The organism is Saccharothrix variisporea, assembly GCF_003634995.1.
Lineage (GTDB): Bacteria > Actinomycetota > Actinomycetes > Mycobacteriales > Pseudonocardiaceae > Actinosynnema > Actinosynnema variisporeum.
Genome location: NZ_RBXR01000001.1, coordinates 3,365,782 through 3,388,204, shown reverse-complemented (window position 1 = coordinate 3,388,204; position 22,423 = coordinate 3,365,782). Strand labels below are relative to the sequence as shown.

General features: G+C 71.8%; 21 protein-coding genes. 10 read left to right on the top strand and 11 right to left on the bottom strand.

Going from position 1 to position 22,423, the window contains the following annotated elements:
* The first annotated feature begins 51 nt into the window (after positions 1-51).
* Together DFJ66_RS14910 and DFJ66_RS14905 are read left to right on the top strand one after the other, a co-directional pair.
* On the top strand, positions 52-1,269 hold the full coding sequence (locus DFJ66_RS14910) for an MFS transporter (protein WP_121221791.1): 1,218 nt from the start codon (positions 52-54) through the stop codon (positions 1,267-1,269).
* Between the two features lie 15 nt (positions 1,270-1,284).
* Positions 1,285-2,478, top strand: a complete 1,194-nt coding sequence (locus tag DFJ66_RS14905; RefSeq protein ID WP_121221789.1) for an MFS transporter — start codon at positions 1,285-1,287, stop codon at positions 2,476-2,478.
* On the opposite strand, the gene dapF is transcribed toward DFJ66_RS14905, so the two are convergent.
* The 3 genes from dapF to DFJ66_RS14890 are packed head-to-tail and all read right to left on the bottom strand — an operon-like array spanning position 2,449 to position 4,848.
* Complete coding sequence (gene dapF / locus DFJ66_RS14900) at positions 2,449-3,252, bottom strand: diaminopimelate epimerase (RefSeq protein WP_397556345.1); 804 nt, start codon at positions 3,250-3,252, stop codon at positions 2,449-2,451. The genes DFJ66_RS14905 and dapF overlap by 30 nt on opposite strands.
* A 9-nt stretch (positions 3,253-3,261) precedes the next feature.
* On the bottom strand, positions 3,262-4,164 hold the full coding sequence (gene miaA, locus DFJ66_RS14895; protein ID WP_121221784.1) for a tRNA (adenosine(37)-N6)-dimethylallyltransferase MiaA: 903 nt from the start codon (positions 4,162-4,164) through the stop codon (positions 3,262-3,264).
* Positions 4,165-4,167: 3 nt separating this feature from the next.
* Positions 4,168-4,848, bottom strand: coding sequence for a class III extradiol dioxygenase subunit B-like domain-containing protein (locus DFJ66_RS14890; RefSeq protein WP_121221782.1), 681 nt, complete (start codon positions 4,846-4,848; stop codon positions 4,168-4,170).
* Positions 4,849-5,032: 184 nt separating this feature from the next.
* Here DFJ66_RS14890 and DFJ66_RS14885 point away from each other — a divergent pair, with 184 nt between their 5' ends.
* On the top strand, positions 5,033-6,355 hold the full coding sequence (locus tag DFJ66_RS14885) for a DUF349 domain-containing protein (RefSeq protein WP_121221780.1): 1,323 nt from the start codon (positions 5,033-5,035) through the stop codon (positions 6,353-6,355).
* A gap of 376 nt (positions 6,356-6,731) precedes the next feature.
* Here DFJ66_RS14885 and DFJ66_RS14880 read toward each other — a convergent pair whose 3' ends face one another.
* Together DFJ66_RS14880 and miaB are read right to left on the bottom strand one after the other, a co-directional pair.
* Complete coding sequence (locus DFJ66_RS14880; protein WP_121231185.1) at positions 6,732-7,205, bottom strand: Rv2732c family membrane protein; 474 nt, start codon at positions 7,203-7,205, stop codon at positions 6,732-6,734.
* Entirely contained in the window at positions 7,202-8,668 is a 1,467-nt protein-coding gene (gene miaB / locus DFJ66_RS14875) for a tRNA (N6-isopentenyl adenosine(37)-C2)-methylthiotransferase MiaB (RefSeq protein ID WP_170199405.1), read from the bottom strand. Before miaB ends, DFJ66_RS14880 begins: the two co-directional genes overlap by 4 nt.
* A 58-nt stretch (positions 8,669-8,726) precedes the next feature.
* Here miaB and DFJ66_RS14870 point away from each other — a divergent pair, with 58 nt between their 5' ends.
* Entirely contained in the window at positions 8,727-9,686 is a 960-nt protein-coding gene (locus DFJ66_RS14870) for a TAXI family TRAP transporter solute-binding subunit (RefSeq protein ID WP_246029761.1), read from the top strand.
* Here the strand turns inward: DFJ66_RS14870 and DFJ66_RS14865 are convergent.
* Positions 9,683-11,059, bottom strand: coding sequence for a sensor histidine kinase (locus DFJ66_RS14865; protein WP_121221776.1), 1,377 nt, complete (start codon positions 11,057-11,059; stop codon positions 9,683-9,685). The two genes, DFJ66_RS14870 and DFJ66_RS14865, sit on opposite strands and share 4 nt — an antisense overlap.
* Before the next feature lies 1 nt (position 11,060).
* A complete protein-coding gene (locus DFJ66_RS14860; RefSeq protein WP_121221774.1) occupies positions 11,061-11,735 on the bottom strand; it encodes a response regulator transcription factor in 675 nt (224 codons plus the stop codon).
* Positions 11,736-11,897: 162 nt separating this feature from the next.
* On the opposite strand from DFJ66_RS14860, the gene DFJ66_RS14855 reads away from it, so the two are divergent.
* The 4 genes from DFJ66_RS14855 to DFJ66_RS14840 all read left to right on the top strand — a co-directional run bounded on the left by DFJ66_RS14855 (position 11,898) and on the right by DFJ66_RS14840 (position 15,176).
* Positions 11,898-12,626, top strand: coding sequence for an amino acid ABC transporter ATP-binding protein (locus tag DFJ66_RS14855; protein WP_211351592.1), 729 nt, complete (start codon positions 11,898-11,900; stop codon positions 12,624-12,626).
* Between the two features lie 68 nt (positions 12,627-12,694).
* The gene (locus tag DFJ66_RS14850; RefSeq protein WP_121221769.1) at positions 12,695-13,582 is read left to right on the top strand and encodes a glutamate ABC transporter substrate-binding protein; all 888 of its coding nucleotides are present in this window, start codon (positions 12,695-12,697) and stop codon (positions 13,580-13,582) included.
* Between the two features lie 71 nt (positions 13,583-13,653).
* The gene (locus DFJ66_RS14845) at positions 13,654-14,328 is read left to right on the top strand and encodes an amino acid ABC transporter permease (RefSeq protein WP_121221767.1); all 675 of its coding nucleotides are present in this window, start codon (positions 13,654-13,656) and stop codon (positions 14,326-14,328) included.
* Positions 14,325-15,176, top strand: a complete 852-nt coding sequence (locus DFJ66_RS14840) for an amino acid ABC transporter permease (protein WP_121221765.1) — start codon at positions 14,325-14,327, stop codon at positions 15,174-15,176. Before DFJ66_RS14845 ends, DFJ66_RS14840 begins: the two co-directional genes overlap by 4 nt.
* Before the next feature lie 56 nt (positions 15,177-15,232).
* Here the strand turns inward: DFJ66_RS14840 and DFJ66_RS14835 are convergent, their stop codons facing one another.
* Positions 15,233-16,318: an Rv2629 family ribosome hibernation factor gene (locus tag DFJ66_RS14835; protein WP_147459274.1), complete on the bottom strand. Its 1,086-nt coding sequence runs from the start codon at positions 16,316-16,318 to the stop codon at positions 15,233-15,235.
* Positions 16,319-16,365: 47 nt separating this feature from the next.
* Here DFJ66_RS14835 and DFJ66_RS14830 point away from each other — a divergent pair, with 47 nt between their 5' ends.
* A complete protein-coding gene (locus DFJ66_RS14830) occupies positions 16,366-17,091 on the top strand; it encodes an EcsC family protein (RefSeq protein ID WP_121221761.1) in 726 nt (241 codons plus the stop codon).
* A 6-nt stretch (positions 17,092-17,097) separates the two neighbouring features.
* Here the strand turns inward: DFJ66_RS14830 and DFJ66_RS14825 are convergent, their stop codons facing one another.
* Complete coding sequence (locus tag DFJ66_RS14825; RefSeq protein ID WP_121221759.1) at positions 17,098-17,454, bottom strand: VOC family protein; 357 nt, start codon at positions 17,452-17,454, stop codon at positions 17,098-17,100.
* A 103-nt stretch (positions 17,455-17,557) separates the two neighbouring features.
* Between DFJ66_RS14825 and DFJ66_RS14820 the strand changes: the two genes are divergently transcribed.
* Positions 17,558-20,689: an ATP-binding protein gene (locus tag DFJ66_RS14820; protein WP_121221757.1), complete on the top strand. Its 3,132-nt coding sequence runs from the start codon at positions 17,558-17,560 to the stop codon at positions 20,687-20,689.
* Here DFJ66_RS14820 and DFJ66_RS14815 read toward each other — a convergent pair.
* Positions 20,673-21,422 carry an ABC transporter permease gene (locus DFJ66_RS14815; protein WP_121221755.1) on the bottom strand — a complete coding sequence of 250 codons (750 nt, stop codon included), beginning with the start codon at positions 21,420-21,422 and terminating at the stop codon, positions 20,673-20,675. The two genes, DFJ66_RS14820 and DFJ66_RS14815, sit on opposite strands and share 17 nt — an antisense overlap.
* A complete protein-coding gene (locus tag DFJ66_RS14810) occupies positions 21,419-22,360 on the bottom strand; it encodes an ATP-binding cassette domain-containing protein (RefSeq protein WP_121221753.1) in 942 nt (313 codons plus the stop codon). Before DFJ66_RS14810 ends, DFJ66_RS14815 begins: the two co-directional genes overlap by 4 nt.
* Between the last annotated feature and the right edge of the window lie 63 nt (positions 22,361-22,423).

Genomic DNA, 22,423 nt, shown 5'->3' with positions numbered 1-22,423 from the left:
GCCAGCATAAGTGATTGACACTTTCCAATCACTCGCACGAGACTGCTCATCGTGTCCCTGTGGTCTCACCGCGACTTCCGCCTGCTCTGGGCAGGCGACACCATCAGCTACGTCGGCGCGTCCGTCGGGCGTGTCGTCCTGCCCCTGCTCGCCGCGGGCACCCTCGCGGCGACGCCGTTCCAGATGGGGCTGTTGACGGCGGCCAACACCGCCGCGTTCCTGCTCATCGGCCTGCCCGCGGGCGTGTGGGTGGACCGGATGCGCCGGCGCCCGATCATGCTGACCGCCGACTTCGTGCGCTTCGGCCTGCTGCTGACCGTGCCGGTGGCGTGGTGGCTGGGCGTGTTGACCCTGGTTCACCTGATCGTGGTCGCCCTGCTGGTGGGCACGGCGACGGTCATGTTCGACATCGCCTACCAGTCCTACCTGCCGGTCCTGGTCGGCCGGGACCAGCTGGTCGAGGGCAACTCCAAGCTCACCGCGAGCCAGTCCGTGGCGGAGGTGTCCGGGCCGGCCATCGCCGGCGGTGTCGCCCAAGGGGTCGGGGCGGCCAACGGCGTGCTGGGCACCGGCCTGGGCTACCTGGCCTCGGCGTTGTTCCTGCTGCGCATCCGGACGCACGAACCCGAACCCCAGCGCGCGGAGAAGCCGAACCTGGTCGCCGAGATCAAGGAGGGGCTGCGGTTCGTGTTCGGCAACCGGTCGCTGCGCGCGATCGTCGGCACGACCGGGACGGCGAACTTCTTCGGCGGCATGGGGATGGCCGTCATCGTGCTGTTCCTGGTCCGCGTGCTGGACCTGTCCGACGGCGTGGTCGGCCTGACCCTGACCTCGGCGGGGATGGGTGGCGTGCTGGGGGCGCTGACGGCCAACCGGTGGAACAAGCGGTTCGGGCAGTTGCGGGTGATCTGGCTGGTCATGCTGGTGACCCAGCCGTTCGGGCTGCTGATCCCGCTGGCCGGCGCGGACTGGCGGCTGGTGTTCGTGTTCGTCGGCGACCTGGCCGTGGCGTACGGGGCGATCGTCTACAACATCGCCCAGGTCAGCTACCGGCAGGCGATCTGCCCGGACCACCTGCTGGGGCGGATGAACGCGTCCATCCGGTTCGTGGTGTGGGGGTCGATGCCGCTGGGCGGCCTGGTCGGCGGTGTGCTGGGCGGGCAGATCGGGATCGTGCCGACGCTGTGGCTGGCGATGGCCGGCCAGGCGCTGGCCGTGCTGTGGGTGCTCTTCTCACCGCTGCGGTCGCGGGAGGCCGTGGCGGCCTGACGCGTTGGGGGGCGTGTGCGGGATTTCCGGTTGTTCTGGGGGAGCGACACCGTCAACCAGTTCGGCAGCGCGGTGTCGGTGTTCGCCCTGCCGCTGGTGGCGGTCGAGATGGGGGCGTCGGAGTTCGCGCTCGGCGTGCTGACCGCGGCGGGCACGGCCGCGTTCCTGCTGGTCGGGCTGCCGGTCGGGGTGCTGGTGGACCGGGTGCGGCGGCGGCCCGTGCAGCTCTGGGCCACGGTCGGGCGCGCGGTGCTGCTGGCGTCCGTGCCGGTGGTGGGGTGGCTCGGCGGGTTGGCCTACGGCTACCTGCTGGCCGTCGCGCTGCTGGTGGGCGTGCTGACGGTGTTCTTCGAGGTCGCGTCCCTGTCCTCCCTGCCGGCGCTGGTGCCGCGGGCGGAGCTGTCGACCGCCAACAGCCGGCTGATGTCCACGCAGCAGGTGGGGCGGCTGGCCGGGAAGCCGCTGGCGGGGCTGGTCGCCGAGGTGTTCGGGTCGGTGAACAGCCTGTTCGTGATCGCGGCGAGCTTCACGTCGTCGGCGGTGCTGTTGGGTGCGATGAAGGGCGCTGAGCCCGTGCCTGACGGCCGCCGGAAGAACGTGTGGGCGGACATGGGCGAGGGGCTGCGGTTCGTGTTCGGGCACCCGTTGTTGCGTCCGCTGGTGTTGTGCACGACCTCGTTCAACCTGGCCAACGGGGTGTGGAGCGCGCTCAACGTGGTGTTCCTGGTGCGGGTGCTGGACCTGTCGCCCGGGGTCGCGGCGCTGCTGCTCGGGGTGGGCAGCGCGGGTGGGGCCGTGGCGGCGTTGTTCGTCGGGCGGTTGGCCCGGCTGGGCAGTGCGCGGCTGGTGTGGCTGTCGATGGTGTGCACGCAGCCGGCGTGGTTGCTGGTGCCGTGGGCCGAGCACGGGTGGGTGGTCGCGGTCGGGAGCTTCGTGCCCACGATGGGCGTGCTGGTCTACAACGTCGCCCAGGTCAGCCTGCGGCAGTCGCTGTGTCCGGACCGGCTGATGGGGCGGATGAACGCCTCGATCCGGTTCCTGGGGTGGGGCGCGATGCCGGTCGGCGCCGTGCTGGGCGGGGCGTTGGCCGAATGGGTCGGGGTGCGCGGCGGGTTGTGGGTGGCGTCCGCGGGGATGGTGGCCGCGGTCGGGTGGGTGCTGCTGTCGCCGCTGCGGGCGTCAGAACGCGTCCCACCAGGCCTGGTCTAGTTCGCCGCGGGCCAGCAGGACCGCCGGGCCGGTGAGCGTCGAGGTGTCCTCCTCGATGACGACCGAGACCTGTCCACCCGGGACGTCCACAGTGGCCTTGCCGGTGCGCTGACCGGTGCCGTGCAGCCACGACGTGACGGCCGCGACCGTGCCCGTGCCGCACGAACGGGTTTCGCCGACGCCCCGTTCGTGGACGCGCATGCGCAGAGCGCCGTCGCCCAGGACGTTGATGAACTCGACGTTCACCCCGTTGGGGAACACCGAGTGGTCGAACACGGGGGTGTTGCGGAGGAGGTCCAGGGATGCGACCGGGGTCGTGGTGACGCACGCCAGGTGCGGGTTGCCGACGTCCACCGCCACGCCGTCGAAGGACGCCGTGCCCAGCGTGGTCGAGGACGTGCCGAAGACGCGAGCGGGACCCATGTCGACCGTGACCGTGCCGTCCTCGTGCGCGATGACGTGCCGCTGCCCGGCGCGGGTGCCGATGGTGAACTCGCCGGTCGGCGCCAGGCCCTCCGACACGAGGTACCGCACGAACACGCGGACGCCGTTGCCGCACATCTCCGCGATGGACCCGTCGGCGTTGCGGTAGTCCATGAACCACGGACCGAAGTCGGGGCGCACCACCCGCAGCACGCCGTCCGCGCCCAGGCCGCGCTGCCGGTCGCACAACGCCCGCACGCGCTCCTCGGTCAGGTCGAGCAGGCCGTCCGGGTCGGGCAGCACCACGAAGTCGTTCTCGGTGCCGTGCCCCTTGAGAAATTCAACGCCCACGCCCACAGGCTACTTCGCGACCAGCCGCAGGACGTCCTCGACCAGGGTGGGGGAGGCGGCGTCGAACCACGTCACCCGCCGGTCCCGCCGGAACCACGACCGCTGCCGCCGCACGAACCGCCGGGTCGCCCGCGCGGTCTCCTCGGCCGCCGCCGCCAGGTCGCACTCGCCGTCGAGGGCCGCCAGCACCTGCTGGTACCCCAGCGCCCGGGACGCCGTCCGGCCCTCGCGCAGGCCACGGGCCTCCAGGGCACGCACCTCGTCCACCAGCCCGGCCGCGAACATCCGCTCCACCCGCAGGTCGACCCGCTCGTCCAGGGCGGACGCCTCCCGGTCCAGGCCGACCAGCACCGTGCCGTACCGGGCGGGACCCGGCTTGGGCAGGGTCGCCGAGAACGGCTGCCCGGTCAGCTCCACGACCTCCAGCGCCCGCACCACGCGCCGCCCGTTGGACGGCAGGATGGCCAGCGCCGCCGCCGGGTCCAGCCGCGCGAGCCGCTCGTGCAGCACGGCCGGGCCGACCGCCGCCAGTTCCTCCTCCAAGCGCGCCCGGACGGCTTCGTCGGTGGCCGGGAACACCAGGTCGTCCAGCACGGCCTGCACGTACAGCCCGGAGCCGCCCGCCAGGACGGGCACCCGGCCACGCGCCAGGACGTCCTCGACCGCCGCACGCGCCTCGCGCTGGTAGACGGCCACGTGCGCGGTCTGGGTGACGTCCAGGACGTCCAGCTGGTGGTGCGGCACGCCCTGCCGCTCCTCCAGCGACATCTTGGCCGTGCCGATGTCCATGCCCCGGTAGAGCTGCATCGAGTCGGCGTTGACGACCTCGCCGCCCAGCTCGACCGCGAGCCGCACGGCCAGGTCGGACTTGCCGGTCGCGGTGGGGCCGACGACGGCGATGGGCACGTTCACGCGCTAAGCCTCCCAGACGGCCACGTGGTACCCGACGCCGAAGGGCGCCGAGAACTCCGCCCGCGTGCACCGCCACGCCCCCGGCACGCCCGCCAGCACCTGCCACGCCGCCCGCCCGGCCGCACCCAACTCGTCGGCCAGCCCCGGGTCCAGCGCCTTCAACCCTTCGACGTCCGCAGTGACCAGCGCCTTGTGCACCTGGTCGTCGAACGGCTCCGCACGGTCGTCCGCCCGACCCACGGCCTGCTCGCCGTGCCGGTGCGACCCGTCCCCGAGCACGAGCAGCGCCCGGCCGCCCAGTTCCGCCCCCAGCGCGACGCACTCGGCGGTCGGCAGGTCCGGCGGCACCAGGTGGACGCGCACGCTGCGTGCTCCCGCGTGCTCCCGCAGCCACCCCGCGACCAGCGCCGGGAGGGGCAGGGCCGGTTCCACAGAGGACGCGCCCTCCGCCAGCGCCACGGGCACGTCGACGCCGAAACCGAGAAACGATCCGGCAACGTTTTCCAGCACCCGCGGACCGCTCGGATCGGCCGCGACGGCGGTCCAGTCGAGGTCGTGCGCGGCCAGATCCCGCGCCGCGGCGAGGCAAGCGTCCCGCACCGCTTGGGTTTCGGCGACGGCGCCGCCCACCAGTTCGGGGACCAGCAGGGGTGGGTGCGGTACGACGGCGACACGCGAGATCATGGCGGTGCACGCTACTCATCGGCCACCACCAGTACCGATGCGAGCCCTGACCTGTTTGAATGCGCGCGGGGTACTGGGGACTATTGAGGAGTCGCGGTACCCGGGTGCTCAGGCCCCGCCGTAGGCGGGGCGCCCGTGGTCGGCACGGGCACCACGAAGTGGGCAGGCGAGGAGGAAGCCGGCGATGACGGAACACGAGACGACACCGGAAGCCACTGGTGACAGTGGCACGGGGGCGGTGGTCGAGGAGACGCGGACGGTGAGCGCACCTCCGCCGGTCCCCGTGGCGTCGGACCACCCTGACCGCTGGGGGCGCGTGGACTCCGACGGCACGGTCCACGTCAAGACGGCGGACGGTGAGAGGGTCGTCGGTTCCTGGCAGGCGGGCGAGCCCGCCGAGGGCTTGGCGCACTTCGCGCGCCGGTTCGACGACATCCGGACCGAGGTCGAGCTGCTGGTGACGCGGCTGACGTCCGGCGCGGGCGACCCGAAGCACGCGCTGACCAGCGCGAAGCACGTCCAGGAGACCCTGAAGGACGCGGCGGTCGTCGGCGACCTGGCGGCGCTGTCCGCCCGGGTGGAGTACGTCCTGGTGCTCGCCGAGCAGGGCCTGGAGGCCGCGAAGGCCGCCAAGGACGAGGCCCGCGCCGCCGCCGGCGCCCGCAAGCTGGCGCTGGTCGAGGAGGCCGAGGTGCTGGCCGCCGAGTCCACGCAGTGGAAGGCGGCGGGCGACCGCCTGCGGGCGATCCTGGACGAGTGGAAGACCATCCGCGGGGTCGACCGCAAGACCGACGAGCAGCTGTGGCGCCGGTTCTCCAAGGCCCGCGACGCCTTCAACCGGCGGCGGGGCTCCCACTTCGCCGACCTGGACCGGCAGCGCGGTGTCGCCAAGAACCGCAAGCAGGAGCTGGTCGAGGAGGCGGAGAAGCTCGTCGAGTCCGACGACTGGGGTCCCACGGCCGGCCGCTACAAGGAGCTGATGGTCGAGTGGAAGGCCGCGGGTCGTGCCCCGAAGGAGGCCGACGACGCCCTGTGGCAGCGCTTCCGCGCGGCGCAGGACGCCTTCTTCGCGCGGCGTTCCGAAGCGTTCTCGGAGCGTGACGCGGAGTTCGCGGCCAACGCCAAGCTGAAGGAAGAGCTGCTGGCCGAAGCCGAGCACATCGACCCCAGCCACGACCTGGAAGCGGCCCGGCAGCAGCTGTACCGCATCCAGGAGCGCTGGGACGCGATCGGCAAGGTCCCGCGCGAGCGGGTCCGCGAGCTCGAAGGCAAGCTCCGAGCCATCGAGGAGCGGGTCCGGGGCGCGGTCGACGCCCAGTGGCGCCGTTCCGACCCGGGGGCCGAGGCCCGCGTGGCCCAGTTCCGCGAGCGCGTCGAGCAGTTCGAGGCCCAGGCCGCGAAGGCCCGCTCCGCCGGCGACAAGCGCCGAGCGGAACAGGCCGAGGCCCAGGCCAAGCAGTGGCGCGAATGGCTGGCAGCGGCCGAGCAGGCCGTGGCCACCCGCTAGGTCCGAGCAGGTCCAAAGCGCAAGCCCCCTCTGCCGCAACGGAGAGGGGGCTTTGCGCTTTTCGCGCGCAGCGCGGCTTTCGCTTTCGGTGGTGACCACCACAGGTGGAGGGCCTCGGTTCCCCCGCCGTATGGCCTGCCCGAAGGGCTACCACAGATTTGCCGGGGTGCAGCCGAAAGTTTTTGCGAGGAACGAGCAAAAAGTTTTAGCGGCACCCCGGGAAATCTGTGGTTGGCTCCGCCAGGCCATACGGCGGGGGAACCGACGCCCTTCACCCCCCGCTGGCGGCCTGCCGCGCGGCGAGCGCCGCTTTTCATCTTTTGATCTTGTGTCGGGCTTTACTGATCTTGTGTCGGGCGTTGCTGGAGGGCGGGCTTTACTGGAGGGCCGGCCGGGAGGCGGCGATCTTCAGCCACTTCACCAGCAGCACGATGATCGCCACGACCGCCACCACCAACCCCACCCCCGGACCGGGCCCGGGCTGGTGACCGGTGGTCGTCTGGGTCATCCAGATGGACAGCACCCCGCTCACCGAGGCCGCGAACGACCCCAGCGCGCTCACCCACGCCAACGCCCACCGCCGCACCACCAGGGTGACGGCCGGGAGGAGCACCCCGGCGACCAGCACGGCGTAGGAGAACACCTTCGGCATGGCCGGGGCCTCGCCGAGCAGCACGCGCAGGCCGACGTCTTCGCCCACCCACGGCAGGATCAGGGACACCAGGATCGCGAGGACGGCCACCGCGATGAGCATCGCGCCCGCGCCCGGGTCGAAGCGCTTGGCCGCCGTCCTCCCCACCCGGTCGATCTCGTCGCGCAAGCCGGCGAGGTCGTCTGGCTCGTTGGTCATCCGACCGCGCACCCGTCCACGGCGGGCAGGGGTTCCGGCGCGCCGAACTTCGGCAGGCCCAGGGTGACGCCGGCCGTCTTCGGGCGGATGCCCGCCTCGGAGCGGTCGCCGGCCTTGGTGCGGCGGTGGCTGACCAGGGGGCCGTCCGCGATGAGGTTGTGCGGGGCCGCGTACGTGATCACCGTCTCCACCACGTCACCGGGGCGGATGTGGGCGTCGCCGGGCGCGAAGTGCACCAGGCGGCCGTCCCTCGCCCGGCCCGACAGGCGGTGCGTCTCGGCGTCCTTGCGGCCCTCGCCGTTGGCCACCAGGACCTCGACCGTGCGGCCGACCTGCAGCTTGTTCTGCTCCCAGGACATCTCGTTCTGCAACGCCACCAGCCGGTCGTAGCGCTCCTGCACGACCTCCTTGGGCAGCTGGTCGGGCAGCTCCGCCGCCGGGGTGCCGGGGCGCTTGGAGTACTGGAAGGTGAAGGCGCTGGAGAACTTCGCGGCGCGCACGACGTCCAAAGTGGCCTGGAAGTCCTCCTCGGTCTCACCGGGGAAGCCGACGATGATGTCGGTGGTGATGGCCGCGTCGGGCATGGCCTCGCGGACCTTGTCCAGGATGGACAGGTACTTGGCCGACCGGTAGGACCGGCGCATCTCCTTGAGCACCCGGTCCGAGCCCGACTGCAGCGGCATGTGCAGCTGGTGGCACACGTTCGGCGTCTCGGCCATCGCCGCGATGACGTCGTCGGTGAAGTCCTTCGGGTGCGGCGAGGTGAACCGGACCCGCTCCAGGCCCTCGATGCCGCCGCACGCGCGCAGCAGCTTCCCGAAGGCGTACCGGTCGCCGAACTCGACGCCGTAGGAGTTGACGTTCTGCCCGAGCAGCGTCACCTCCAGCACGCCCTCGTCGACCAGCGCCTGCACCTCGGCGAGCACCTCGCCGGGGCGACGGTCCTTCTCCTTGCCGCGCAGCGACGGGACGATGCAGAACGTGCACGTGTTGTTGCACCCGACCGACACCGACACCCAGCCGGAGTACGCCGAGTCGCGGCGCGCGGGCAGCGTCGAGGGGAAGGTCTCCAGGGCGTCGAGGATCTCGACCTGGGCCTCGCGGTTGTGCCGGGCGCGTTCGAGCAGCACCGGCAGGGACCCGAGGTTGTGGGTGCCGAACACCACGTCCACCCAGGGGGCGCGCTTGACGATCTCGCCCTGGTCCTTCTGCGCCAGGCAGCCGCCGACGGCGATCTGCATGGCCGGGTTGGCGGCCTTGGCGGGCGCGAGGTGGCCGAGGGTGCCGTAGAGCTTGTTGTCGGCGTTCTCCCGCACCGCGCAGGTGTTGAACACGACCACGTCGGGGGTCGCGTCACCTTCCGCGGGTGCGTAGCCCGCGTCTTCGAGCATCCCGGCCAGGCGCTCGGAGTCGTGCACGTTCATCTGGCAGCCGAACGTGCGGATCTGGTAACTGCGGGTCACTCCCACCCCATCCTTCCGTCGGGTCCAGGGTAGAGCGTGGACGTGGCACGATGCGCGGGTGTCGGGAGTGCTGCTGCGGGTGCAGGCGGCCGGGGCCGTGCTGGCCCTGGCCACGCTGTCGTTGAGCGCGTGCGGCGACCAGTTCGACCAGGTCAAGCTCACCATGGCGGCGGGCAGCGACACCGGTGTCTACTACCGGCTCAGCAGCGCCCTGGCCGACTCGTGGACCCGGGACCCGGGCATCCCGCACCCGCAGGTCGTGGTCACGGCCGGTTCGGTGGACAACCTCGAACGCCTCGGCGCGAACACCGCGCAGGTCGGCTTCTCGGCGGCGGACGCGGCCGAACGCGCGCACAACGACGCCAAGGGGCACGGGCTGTACGCGCTCGCCCGCATGCACGACGACTACCTGCAGGTCGTGGTCCGCGACGACATCCCGGCCACCAAGCTGGCCGACCTCAGGGGCCTGCGCGTGTCGCTGGGCGCCGAGGACTCGGGGGTGAAGCTCATCGCCGACCGGCTGCTCGAATCGGCCGGCATCTCGCCCACCACCGACCTCAAGCCGCGCTACCTGGACCTCAACGCGACCACCGACGCCATGCGCGACGGCTCGCTGGACGCGTTCTTCTGGTCCGGCGGCGTCCCCACCTCGGGTGTCCGGACGCTGGCCACGACGGTCAAGATCCGCATGCTGGACCTCAGCGACGTGCTGCCCGGCCTGCGCGCCCGCTACCCGGTCTACGGGTCGGCGACCCTGCCCGCGTCGGCCTACGAGCTGCCCGGCGGCCCGGTCACCAAGCCGGTGACCACCCTGGTCGTGCGCAACTTCCTCCTGGTCAACGACACGATGTCCGACGACGTGGCGGAAGCCCTGCTCAGAGGCCTGTTCGCGGCGCAGGAGGCGATGGTGGCGGCCAGCCCGGTGGCCCGGTCGATCGAGGTCAGATCGGCGATCGAGACCACGCCGATCCCGCTGCACCCCGGCGCGATGCGCTACTACCGGGACGTGAAGGTCTAAACAGCGGGGAACGTCACCGTCACCCGGAGACCGCCCTCCTCGGGCAGGGACAGCTCCACCGACCCGTCCACCCGCGCCACGATCTGCCGCACGATCGCCAAGCCCAACCCCGAGCCCTGGATGTTCTGGTGCGCGGGCGACCGCCAGAACCGGTCCGTGGCCCGCTCGAGCTCCTCCGGCGCCAGCCCCGGCCCCTCGTCCCGCACCGACAGCCGCACTACCCCGTCCCGCCGCCGCACGTCCACCCGGACCAGCGTGTCGTCCGGGGTGAACTTCAGCGCGTTGTCCAGCAGGGCGTCCAGCACGGCCTCCACGCCACGCGGCGGGGCCAGCGCCATCCCGCCGCGCTCGCCGTCCAGCACCAGGTGCACCGAGCGGGCCGCCGCGGCGGCGTTCCAGGCCGACAGCCGGCCCGCCACGGCCTGGTCCACGTCCACCGGCAGCGGGTCCACCGAGGGCGCGGCGGCGCGGGCCATGGCCAGCAGCTCGTCCAGGATGCGGTTGAGCCGGTCGGCCTCGTCCAGCGCCGCCTCCTGGTGCACGACGGCGTCGCCGGAGACGTGCCCCTCCAGGTTGGACAGCCGCAGCTTCAACGCGGTCAGCGGGTTGCGCAGCTGGTGGGAGGCGTCGGCGACGAACGCCCGCTGCGCGGCCAGCACGTCGGTCACGTTCGCCGCCATCTGGTCGAACGACCGCGACAGCTGCTGCAACTCCGGCGGACCCGACGCCGACCCCACCGGCTCGACCGCCTTCCCGGACACCACCGACGACAGCAGCCGGCCGGTGGCCTCGTCCAGCGCCCGCACCGGCCGCAGCGTCCAGCCCACCAGCGGCAGGGCCACGAACACGCCCAGCGCCAGCACCAGCAGGCTCGCCAGCAGCAGCACCGACCACCACAGGGACACCTCGGACCGGGTCTTGTCGGTGGGGGAGAAGGTCACGATCGCGCCACGGACCTCGCCGTCGGCCAGCACCGGCTCGGCCAGCACCAGCTCGGTGCGGTCCCACGGCATGAACAGCGGCGGCGCGGTCGGCTGCCGGCCCGCCAGCGCGCTGTCCACGAGCTCCTGCACCGCGTCCGGGGACACGTCCACCGGCCCGGACGCGGCGACCACCGTGCCCGTCCGGTCCAGCAGGGCCACCTTGATGCCGTACACCTCCTGGTAGCGGACCAGCTCCCGCTCCAGCACCTTCGGCTGGTCGTCGATCAGGGGACGCTGCGCGACCGAGGCGAAGCGGGCCGTGTCGGTGAGCCGGTCCAGGAACATCTCCTGCTGCTCGGTGGCCGCGACCCCGCGCCCGAGCGGGACGCCCATGCCGACCAGCACCAGCACCACCAGGGTGAGGACGATCCCGAGCAGCCGCGAGCGCATGTCAGCCGGCCACCGACAGCCGGTAGCCCACGCCGCGCACGGTCTCCAGCAGCGACGGCCGGCCCAGCTTGGTGCGCAGGGTCGCCACGTGCACGTCCAGCGTCCGGTTCGCGCCCGCCCACGTCCGGCCCCACACCTCGGCCAGGATGCGCTCCCGCGTGCACACCGCGCCGCCCGCGGCCACGACCAGGGCCAGCACCTGGAACTCCTTGCGCGACAGCGCCACGGGTTCACCCGCCACGGTGACCTCGTGCCGGGCCAGGTCCACCCGCACGTCGGCCACCTCGAACACCTCCGTGCCGGTGCCGCCGACCCCGACCGGGTCGCCGCGCCGCCGCCGCACGGCGTGCACGCGGGCCACCAGCTCGCCCACGTCGTACGGCTTGACCAGGTAATCGTCCGCGCCGGCGTGCAACCCCAGGATTCGGTCGTCGATTTCGCCCCGGGCCGACACCACGATGATGGCGACGTCACTGGCCGCCCGGATATTGCGGCAGAGCGTCACCCCGTCGATATCGGGCAGACCGAGGTCCAGCAACACGACGTCGATACCCGCCAACCGATCGAGCGTCCCCCGACCGGTTGCCTGTCGGTCTACGGTGAAACCGCGCCGTGTCAGCGCCGGGACCAGCGCTTCTGCCACGCGGTCGTCGTCTTCGACCAACAGCACGCGCACCGGCGTCCTCCCGAGTTATTGTCGCCTGCCTGTGACAGAGTTGAGACCCTAAGTCTTGCTCAACCGCCTGGACTGGTGTGGTGATTCACACCTAGGTTTCCGCCATCGCTCTCCGAGCCCCGACTGGAGGATCTGATGACCGCCCCCACACCTGCTCCGCCGATGATCCGGATGGCGGGCGTGGACAAGTTCTTCGGGCCTCTCCACGTCCTCAAGCAGGTCAACCTCGAAGTGCCGAAGGGGCAGGTCGTCGTCGTGCTGGGGCCGTCGGGCTCGGGCAAGTCGACCCTGTGCCGCACGATCAACCGGCTGGAGCCGATCAACGCCGGCACCATCGAGGTCGACGGCCAGCCGCTGCCCGCCGAGGGCAAGGAGCTGGCCCGACTGCGCGCGGACGTCGGGATGGTCTTCCAGTCGTTCAACCTGTTCGCGCACAAGAGCATCGTGGACAACGTGATGCTCGCGCCGGTCAAGGTCCGCAAGACCCCGTCGGCGCAGGCCCGCAAGACCGCGATGGAGCTGCTCGAGCGGGTCGGCATCGCGAACCAGGCGGAGAAGTTCCCCGCCCAGCTCTCGGGTGGGCAGCAGCAGCGGGCGGCGATCGCCCGCGCCCTGGCGATGAAGCCCAAGGTGATGCTGTTCGACGAGCCGACCTCCGCGCTGGACCCCGAGATGGTCCAGGAGGTGCTCGACGTCATGACGACGCTGGCCCGCGAGGGCATGACCATGCTCGTGGTCACCCACGAGATGGGCTTCGCCCGCAAGGCCGCGGACCGGGTGATCTTCATGGCCGACGGCGAGGTCGTCGAGGACTCGACGCCCGAGGACTTCTTCTCGGCGCCGAAGTCCAACCGCGCGAAGGACTTCCTTGGCAAGATCCTGACCCACTGAAGTCCCTCGAGACCGCGGCGCTCAAGCTTGGCGCCGCCAGACCCCGACGAAGAGCAGGAGTTAAGACGATGAGGGTTCGCACCCTTGCGGTGGCGCTGCTGGCCGGCGGCCTCGCCCTGACCGCGTGCGGCAAGGAGGGGACCCCGGGCGGGTCGACCCCGGCCCCGACGCAGCAGGTCGCCACCGACGTGAAGGTGGACGGCTCGGAGACGTTCAAGAAGATCCAGTCCCGCGGCAAGGTCGTCATCGGCGTCAAGGAGGACCAGCCGGGCCTGGGCTACAAGGACCCGACCAGCGGCAAGTACAGCGGCTTCGACGTCGAGATCGCGAAGCTGATCGCCGCCAAGCTGGGCTACGGCGACGACAAGATCGAGTACAAGGCGATCGCCTCCGCCGGCCGCGAGCAGGCGCTGATCAACGGTGACGTCGACTACTACGTCGGCACGTACACCATCAACGACAAGCGCAAGCAGCAGGTCGGCTTCGCCGGCCCGTACTTCACCGCCGGGCAGGACCTGCTGGTGAAGAAGGCCGACAACTCGATCACCGGCCCGGAGACCCTCAAGGGCAAGAAGGTCTGCTCGGTCACCGGCTCGACGCCGATCCAGAAGGTCAAGAACGAGGGCCTGACCGAGGCGTCGAACATCGTCGAGCTGCAGAACTACTCGCAGTGCGTGCAGCAGCTGGACCAGGGCGCGGTCGACGCGGTCACCACCGACGACGCGATCCTCAAGGGCTACGCGGCGCAGGAGCCGGAGAAGTTCAAGGTCGTCGGCAAGCCGTTCTCCAAGGAGCCCTACGGCGTCGGCCTGGCCAAGGACGACAAGGCCCTGCGCGACAAGATCAACGACATCCTCGAAGCCGCCATCTCCGGTGGCGACTGGGAGAAGATCTACGCCGCGACGCTGGGCAAGTCGGGCTCGCCGGCCACCAAGCCGGTGCTCGAGCGGTACTGACGTTCTCCGGTGGCCGCCCCGCCCGCGGGTGGGGCGGCCACACCCCCGACCCCCACTAGCCGAGGAAGACGATGGACGTCCTGCTCGACAACCTCGACCTGTACGGGCCGGGGTTCCTCAACACCATTGAGCTGTTCCTGATCGCCGCGGCGGGCTCGCTGGTGCTGGGCACGATCCTGGCGATGCTGCGGGTCTCGCCGGTCCCCATCTTCCGCGCGGCGGGCACCCTGTACGTCACCGTCGTCCGCAACACGCCGCTGACGCTGGTGTTCTTCTTCTTCGCCTTCGCGTTCCCGCTGCTCAAGATCGTGGACGCGTCGGACTTCGGCGGCTCGGCCGCCCGCTACTACTTCACCTTCGCGGTGATCTCCCTGACGCTGTACACCTCGGCGTTCGTGTGCGAGGTCGTGCGCTCGGGCATCAACACGGTGCCGGTGGGCCAGGCGGAGGCGTCCCGCGCGCTGGGCCTGACGTTCGGCCAGATGCTGGGCTCGGTCGTGCTGCCGCAGGCCACCCGCGCCGTCGTGCCGCCGATGGTGAGCACGATGATCGCGTTGCTGAAGAACACCACCATCGCGGCCGGCTTCTCGGTGTTCCAGGCGGGCTCGATCAGCCTGAACCTCTCCGAGCGCGGCGAGAACCAGCTGGTCGGCCTGCTGTGGGTGGCGCTGTTCTTCGTCATCCTCGTGATCCCCATGACCCTGCTGCAGCGCAGCCTCGAGAAGCGGTGGAGCATCGCCCGATGAGCGCCTCGGTCCTCTTCGACATCCCGGGCCCCAAGGCTCGGCTGCGCTACCGCCTCTACGCGGTCCTGGGCATCGTGGTGCTCGTCGCCGGCGTCGGGTTCGTGCTCTACCGGTTCGCCGACAGCGGCCAGTTCGACGGCGCCAAGTGGACGTGGCTGGAGTACAAGAACGTCCAGACGACGATGCTCGACGCGCTGTGGAACACGATCCGGGCGTTCCTGGCGGGCGCGGTCCTGGCGATGGTGTTCGGCGCGATCTTCGCGGCCGGGCAGCTGTCGGACCACAAGGTCGTGCGGGTGCCGGCGATGGTGGTCGTCGAGCTGTTCCGCGCGGTCCCGCTGGTGGTCCTGATCTTCATCTTCCACTACGGCATCGGCCTGGGCGCGCCGTTCTACTCGGTGGTGCTCGGTCTGACGCTGTACAACGGCTCGGTGCTCGCCGAGGTGTTCCGGGCAGGCGTGCTGTCGCTGCCCCGCGGGCAGAGCGAGGCCGCGTACGCCGTGGGCATGCGCAAGACCCAGGTGATGACGCTCGTGCTGCTGCCGCAGGCGGTGCGGGCCATGCTGCCGGCCATCATCAGCCAGCTCGTGGTGCTGTTGAAGGACTCGGCGCTGGGCTTCCTCATCACCTACGAGGAGCTGCTGTACCAGGCGCGTTACCTGGGCGGCATCTTCGAGTTCGGACGTCCGCTGGTGCCGATCACGATCGTGGTGGCGGCCATCTACATCGCGATGTGCCTGTTGTTGACGTGGTTCGCGAACTACTTGGAGAAGCGCAACCGGCGCAACAAGAAGGTGATCGACATCGAGGCCAAGCCGGCCGAGGACGTGGTCGCGGCGGCGGTCTGAGATTCCGGCCGTGGAGAAGGGGCGGGACCCGGGTGGGTCCCGCCCCTTGTCGCGTGTCAGGTGTGGCGGAGGAGCGCGCCGACGCCTTCCCAGAGCCGGGCTTCCTCGGTGATCACGACCTCCGCGCCGGTGGCGCTGGCCGCGACCGCCAGGACCTCGTCGGCGGGTTGGGGCTCGACGTCGTCGACGCCGAGCGCGCGCAGGTCGGACTCGCGGACCGCGACCTGGGCCGGGTCGTCGCCCGCGAACACCATCCGGTCGCCCAGCGGGGTCCGGTCGGCCACCAGGAGGGCGGCGACGTTGGCTTCGCGCAGCGCCTCCACGACCTTCTCCATGCCCTGCACGGCCAAGCCGCCCTCACGGCCCGATTCGGCCGCGAAACGCTCCACCACGTCGTGTTCTTCGGCGTAGCGGTGTTGGGCGACCAGCGTCTGCACGGCCGCGTCGAAGGACTCGTCGTCCGTGCCGCCGGACAGGCTCGCGCCCTCGACCTCGACCAGGATCTCGCGGCACCGGGGGCTCAGTTCCTCGCGGATCGCCGCGCGGGCCTGGACCTCGCCGCCCAGGACGAGCAAGCGGGCGTTCAGGCCGGACACCAGGGTTTCGGCGGCCTCCGCCACTCGGGCCGCGTTGCGCTGGGCGGTTTCCTCGACGGTGTTCTGGAAGCGCTTGTGCGCCCAACCCCCGCCGCCGACCTTGTGCAGCGGGTGGGTCTCGCCGTGGACCTCGGTGTTCGTCTCGATGCCGTCGCTGTGGGCGTGCAGGTCCGCGCCGGCTCGGTCGGCGACGATGACCACGTGCGGCACCTCCGGGCCCAGCAGGCTGGCCAGGGGCAGCAGGTGCGGGCGGCGGGACCAGCGGGCCGTGTCGGACGCCGGCGGTCGCGGTAGGGGGCGGTTGAGCAGGAGTTCGCCGTGGGCCGCTATCAGGGCTCGGCCGGACTTGCCGGTCAGGGGTTCGAGGGCCGCCGCGTCGATGGCGCGCAGCGTGTCCTCGTCGGCGCCCTGCCGGGCCAGGTCGTCGCGCAGCCCGCGCCAGCGCAGTTCCAGCGCCTTGGCCGCGTCCTCCGTGTCGTGCGAGGCGTCCAGGTAGACCGACGCGAACGGTCCGCCGGCCCGGACGACCTCTCCCAAGGTGGACATGTCCATGGGTGTCGGCTACCCCCTGCGCCGACGCGTAACCTCGTGTCATGGCCGACGAACCGGGTGCGCTGGCGAAGGCGCAGCAAGGAGCCGTGGACCACCTGCTGAAGGTCGGCATCGAGGGCTTCGGTCCGTTCAAGGGCGCCCACCGGATGGCGTCCGACCTGCTGGAGCAGGGCCTGACCAGGGACGAAGCCGTGCGCAGCCTCATCCGCACGCACGTGACCGCGGCGGGCATCCAGGGCTTCGCCACGAACATCGGCGGGCTCATCACCCTGCCGGTGACCCTGCCCGCCAACATCGCCGCCGCCTACTTGGTGCAGACCCACCTGATCGCCTCCATCGCCGCCGTCTACGGGCACGACCTGGAGAGCGAGGAGGTCCGCACAGCGATCCTGGTGTGCCTGCTCGGCAACGCCGGCACCGAGGTGCTGAAGAAGGCGGGCATCAAGGTCGGCGCCAAGCTCACGATGAACCTGATCGAGCGAATCCCCGCCCAGCTGATCCGGGAGATCAACAAGCGGGTCGGGTTCACCCTGCTGGCCAAGTACGGCACGTCGAAGGGCGCGATCACGCTGGCCAAGGGCGTCCCCCTGGTGGGTGGCGTGATCGGCGGCGGGTTCGACGCGGTGACGACCCGGGCCGTGGGCGGGTTCGCGCGGCGGTTCTTCTCGGAGCGGGCCGAGGTGCCGTTCGTGGTGGAGGGCGAAGTGGTCGCCGGAGAAGTGGTCGCCGGAGAAGTGGTCGAGGAGCGCCGGGCCGAGCTGGAGTGACGCCGGTCAGCTGACGCACAGGCAGAACGGGTGCCCGGCCGGGTCGAGGAAGACGCGGAACGACGTGCCGGGCTGGTGTTCGGCCTTCGTCGCGCCCAGCGCCAGCACCTCCGCCTCGGCCGCGTCGAGGTCGTCGACCATCAGGTCCAGGTGCATCTGCTGGGGTTTCTCCTGCGTCGGCCACGTGGGCGGCGTGTAGTCCTCGACCTGCTGGAACGAGATGCACTGCCCGTGCTCGGCGCGGACGTCCGCCCAGTCGGAGCTGATGTCGACGTCCCACTCCAGCACCGCGCCGTAGAACTTCGCGAGCGCGGCCGGGTCGGGGCAGTCGAGGACGATTCCGGGGAAGCGTGCGATGGCCATGCCGGCGATGCTAGGAGCGGTTCCGGACGATCCGCGTCCGGAACGTCACCCCTGATCGGGCGTTCCGGCGAGGAGCATCACCCGTCTGGGGCAGAATCGAGCGGTGCGGATCGGGGTGCTGGGGCCGTTCGAGGTCCACACGGGCGATGGTGTCGTGGACGTGCAAGGCGCCCGGTTGCGCGCGTTGGTGGTCGCCCTCGCGCTGGAACCCGGTCGGGTGGTGCAGAAGGCGGCGCTGGTCGACTGGATCTGGGGCGAGAACCCGCCCGCCGACGCCGCGAACGCCTTGCAGCGCTTGGTGTCCCGGCTGCGGCGGGTGCTGCCGGACGGGGTGGTCGACGGGCAGTCGGGCGGCTACCGGCTGGTGGTCGACCCGGACGCGGTGGACGCCGTCCGGTTCGAGCGCCTGCTGGGTCAGGCCCGGGGCGGTGACGACCACGAGCGGGCCGGCGTGTTGCGCGAAGCCCTGGGGTTGTGGCGGGGCGCGGCCATGCAGGACGTCGGGCTGCTCGACAGCGAGGCGTTCGACGCGGCGGTCGCCCGGCTGGAAGGGCTGCGCCTGGCCGCGTTGGAGGACCGGTTCGACGCCGAGGTGCGGTTGGGGCGCGGCGCCGACCTGGTCGCCGAGCTGACCGACCTGGTGGCCGCGCACCCGGTGCGGGAGCGGCTGGTCGCCGCGCTGATGCGGGCGCTCGGCGCGGTGGGCCGGGGCACCGAGGCCTTGCAGGTGTACCAGCGGGCGCGGGAAGCCCTCGCCGACGCGCTGGGCGTGGACCCCTCGCCGGAGCTGTCCGCGCTGCACGTCGCCCTGCTGCGCGGCGAGGTGGGACCCCGCGAGGAGGAGACCCCGAAGACGAACCTGCGCGCCGAGCTGACCAGCTACATCGGCAAGGACGCCGACATCGCCGCGGTCCGCGGGCTCGTCGCCGAGCACCGGCTGACGACGCTGATCGGGCCGGGCGGCTCGGGCAAGACCAGGCTGGCCGCGGAGACCGTGCGCACCCTGCTCGGCGACCTGCCGGACGGTGCCTGGCTGGTCGAACTGGCCTCCCTGGGCGCCGAGGGGGACGTGGCCCAGGCGACGCTCGCCGCGCTGCGCCTGCGGGACCCGCTGCTGGGCGGCTCGTCGGACCCCGAGCCGGTGGACCGGGTGGTCGCCGCGCTGCGCGACCGGGACGCCCTGCTCGTGCTGGACAACTGCGAGCACGTGATCGAGTCGGCCGCCGCGTTCGCGCACCGGGTGCTGGGCGAGTGCCGCCGGCTGCGCGTCCTCGCCACGAGCCGGGAACCGCTGGGCATCACCGGCGAGGCGTTGTGGCACGTCGTGCCGCTGGCGCTGCCCGCGGAGGGCGCCGACGAGCGGGAGATCGAGGACTCGCCGGCCGTCCGGCTGCTGCGCGACCGGGCCGGCGCGGTGCGCAAGGACCTGGTGGCCGACCCCCGCACCCTGGCCCGGGTGTGCCGCGCGCTGGACGGGATGCCGCTGGCCATCGAACTGGCCGCCGCCCGGTTGCGCACGATGACCCTCGAGCAGCTCGCCCACCGCCTGGACGACCGGTTCCGCCTGCTCACCGGCGGCAGCCGCACCGCGTTGCCGAGGCACCGGACGCTGCGCGCGGTGATCGACTGGAGCTGGGAACTGCTGTCCGACGCCGAGCGGACCGTCCTGCGGAGGCTCTCGGTGTTCGCCGGCGGCGCGACCCTGGAGGCGGCCGAGCGGGTGTGCGCGGGCGGCGGGGTCGAGCCGGAGGACGTGCTGGAGCTGCTCACCGCGCTGACCGAGAAGTCGCTGGTGGTCACGGTCGGCGACCACGTCCCCCGCTACCGGATGCTCGGCACGGTCAAGGAGTACGCCCAGCACCGGCTGGAGGAGGCCGGCGAGGTCGACCTGGCCCGCCGGGCGCACCTCGCCCACTTCACCGACCTGGCCGAGACCGCCGAGCCGCACCTGCGGGCCGCCGAGCAACTGGAGTGGCTGGCCGTGCTCGAACCCGAGCACGACAACATCGCGGCGGCCATGCGGGGCGCGATCGCGGCCGGCGACGCGCAGGGCGCGATGCGGCTCGCGGCGGCGGCGGCCTGGTACTGGTGGCTGGGCGGGCACAAGGTCGAGGGCAGCGAGCTGGTCACGGCGGCGGTCGGCGTGCCGGGCGAGGTCACCGACGAGGTGCGCGCCATGGTCTACACGTTCGTCACCACGTTCCTGACCGCCGGGCGGGGCAGCGACCAGCACCACGCGCGCGAGTGGATCCACAAGGTCCACGAGATCAGCGAGCGGGTCCCGGGTCTGCACCCGGCGGTGCGGCTGGTCCTCCCGCTGGAACGGATGCTCCGGGCGTCGCAGGACGCTCTGTCCGCCTACGAGCCGCTGCTGGACGACGAGGACCCGTGGGTGCGCTCGGTGGCTCGGCTCCAAGTGGGCCGGATGCGGATGATGAGCGGCGACGGCGGGCCCGGGGCGGACGCGGACCTCGAAGCGGCGCTCGCCGGGATGCGCGCGATCGGGGAGCGGTGGGGCCTGTCGTTCGCCCTGACCGAGCTGGCCAACCGGATCGCCATGCGCGGCGAGTTCAAGCGGGCGTGTGAGCACTTCGAGCACGCGATCGCCGTGGTGACCGAGGTCGGCGCGCAGGAGGACGCCGTGCGGATGCGCGCCCGGCAGGCCCAGCTGTACTGGCTGACGGGGGACGAGGACGCCAGTGCGGCGGCCCTCGCCGCCGCCCAGCGCCTCGCGGAACGGGTCGCCTGGCCGGACGCCTTGACCGACCTCGCCGTGGCCAAGGCGGAACTGGCCCGCTGGAACGGGGACGGAGAGCAGGCCCGCCGGGAGCTCGACATCGCCACGGCCCTGCTCGCCGAGAAGGCCGACGAACCGCCCATGCGCGCGATGACCGAGGACTTCCTGGGCTACCTCGCCGAGGACCTGGAGCAGTCCCGCCGGCACCGGGCCGCCGCGTTCGCCGCGGCGGTGCAGGCCGGGTACCCGCTCGCGCTCTCCCCGGTGCTCCTCGGGCTCGCGGACCTGGCGCTGCGCGCGGACGAGCCCGAGCAGGCCGCCCGGCTGCTCGGCGCGAGCGCCGGCGTGCTGGGCCTCGCGGACCGGTCCCAACCGGACGCGGCCCGGATCGAGGACGCCGTCCGCCGCCGCCTCGGTGACCAGCGGTTCACCGAGGCGACGGCGGAGGGGGCGCGGGCGGACTGGCGGGAACTGGCGGCGGTCACGCTCGGCGGGTGAACGTCGACCGGGCCCACAGGTGGCCGACGAGCGCGAGCCCCACGCACCAGGCGACCGCCGCGATCGTGTGGCCGGTGGACGGTGTCCCGGCGAGGTAGCCGCGCACGCTCTCGATGATCGACGTGAACGGCTGGTACTCCGCGAACTGCCGGACCCCGGGTCCCATCTTCTCGGCGGGCACGATCGCGCTGCTGAAGAACGGCAGCATGACCAGCGGCACGGTGGCGAACCCGGCGGACTCGACGGTCTTCGCCGCCATGCCCAGGGCGATGGTGAGCCACCCGATCGCGACGGTGGCCAGCACCAGGACACCGGTCAGCGCGAGCCACTGGCCGGCGGTGGCCTGAGGGCTGAACCCCATCAGGAACGCCACGCCCAGGACCGCCGCCAGGGCGAGCACGGTCCGGACCACTGTGGACACCACGTGCCCGGTCAGCACCGCGCCGCGCGAGACGTCCATGACTTTGAACCGGTTGATGATGCCCTTGGTCATGTCCGAGTTCACCGCGGTGGCGGTGGCGCCGACCCCGTACCCGAGGGTCATCATCAGCATGCCCGGGGTGGCGTAGTCGATGTAGTTGACGCCCGCGCCGACGTTGAACGCGTCACCGAAGACGTAGACGAACATCAGCATCAGCACGATCGGCATGAGGATCGCGTTGAACAGCGCGACGGGGCTGCGCAGGGTGTGCTTGACGTTGCGGCGCAACATGATGCCGGCGTCGGTGCTCATCGGACCGAGGCCTCCTTGTCGTTCGAGTGACCGGTGAGGGCGAGGAAGACGTCGTCGAGGTCGGGCAGGTGCACGGTGAACTCCTCGACGTCCACCGCGTACTCGTCGAGCCGGTCCAGCACGGCGCGCAACGACTTCGCGCCGCCGTCGCTGGGCACCCGCAGGACCAGGTCGTCCTCGTCGGGCGTGCCGGCGGACAGGACCCGCGCCGCCGCGGCGAGGCTCGTCGCGTCGGCGAACCGGAGCCGGACGTGGCCGCCGGGGACGAGCCGCTTGAGCTGCGCCGGGGTGCCCTCGGCGACGAGCTTGCCCTGGTCGAGCACGGCGATCCGGTCGGCGAGCTGGTCGGCCTCCTCCAGGTACTGGGTGGTGAGGAAGACGGTCATGCCGTCGGCCACCAGCTCGCGGACGGTGCTCCACATCGTGCGGCGGCTGCGCGGGTCCAGCCCGGTGGTCGGCTCGTCCAGGAAGACGATCCGCGGCTTGCCGACCAGGGTCATCGCCAGGTCGAGCTTGCGGCGCATGCCGCCGGAGTAGGTCGAGGCGAGCTTGCCCGCCGCCTCCTCCAGCCCGAAGCGCCCGAGCAGGTCCGCCACGACCCGCTTGGCCTCGGCGGCCGGCAGGTGGTGCAGGTCCGCCATGAGCTGGAGGTTCTCCCGGCCGGACAGCAGCTCGTCCGCGGAGGCGAACTGGCCGGTGACGCCGATGGCCGCGCGCACCGCCTTGGTCTCGGTGGCGATGTCGTGCCCGGCCACCTGGACGCTGCCGGCGTCGGGCTTGAGCAGCGTGGTGAGGACGTTGACCGTCGTGGTCTTGCCGGCGCCGTTCGGGCCGAGCAGGGAGAACACCGTGCCGGCCGGGACGTCGAGGTCGATGCCGTCGAGCACCGCCTTGTCCTTGTAGGACTTCCGCAGTCCCGAAGCTTTGATCGCTGTCATGCGCCTACTGTCGGAGGGCGTCCTGACACGGACCTGTTCCCGGCCTGACACGGCCCTGCTACG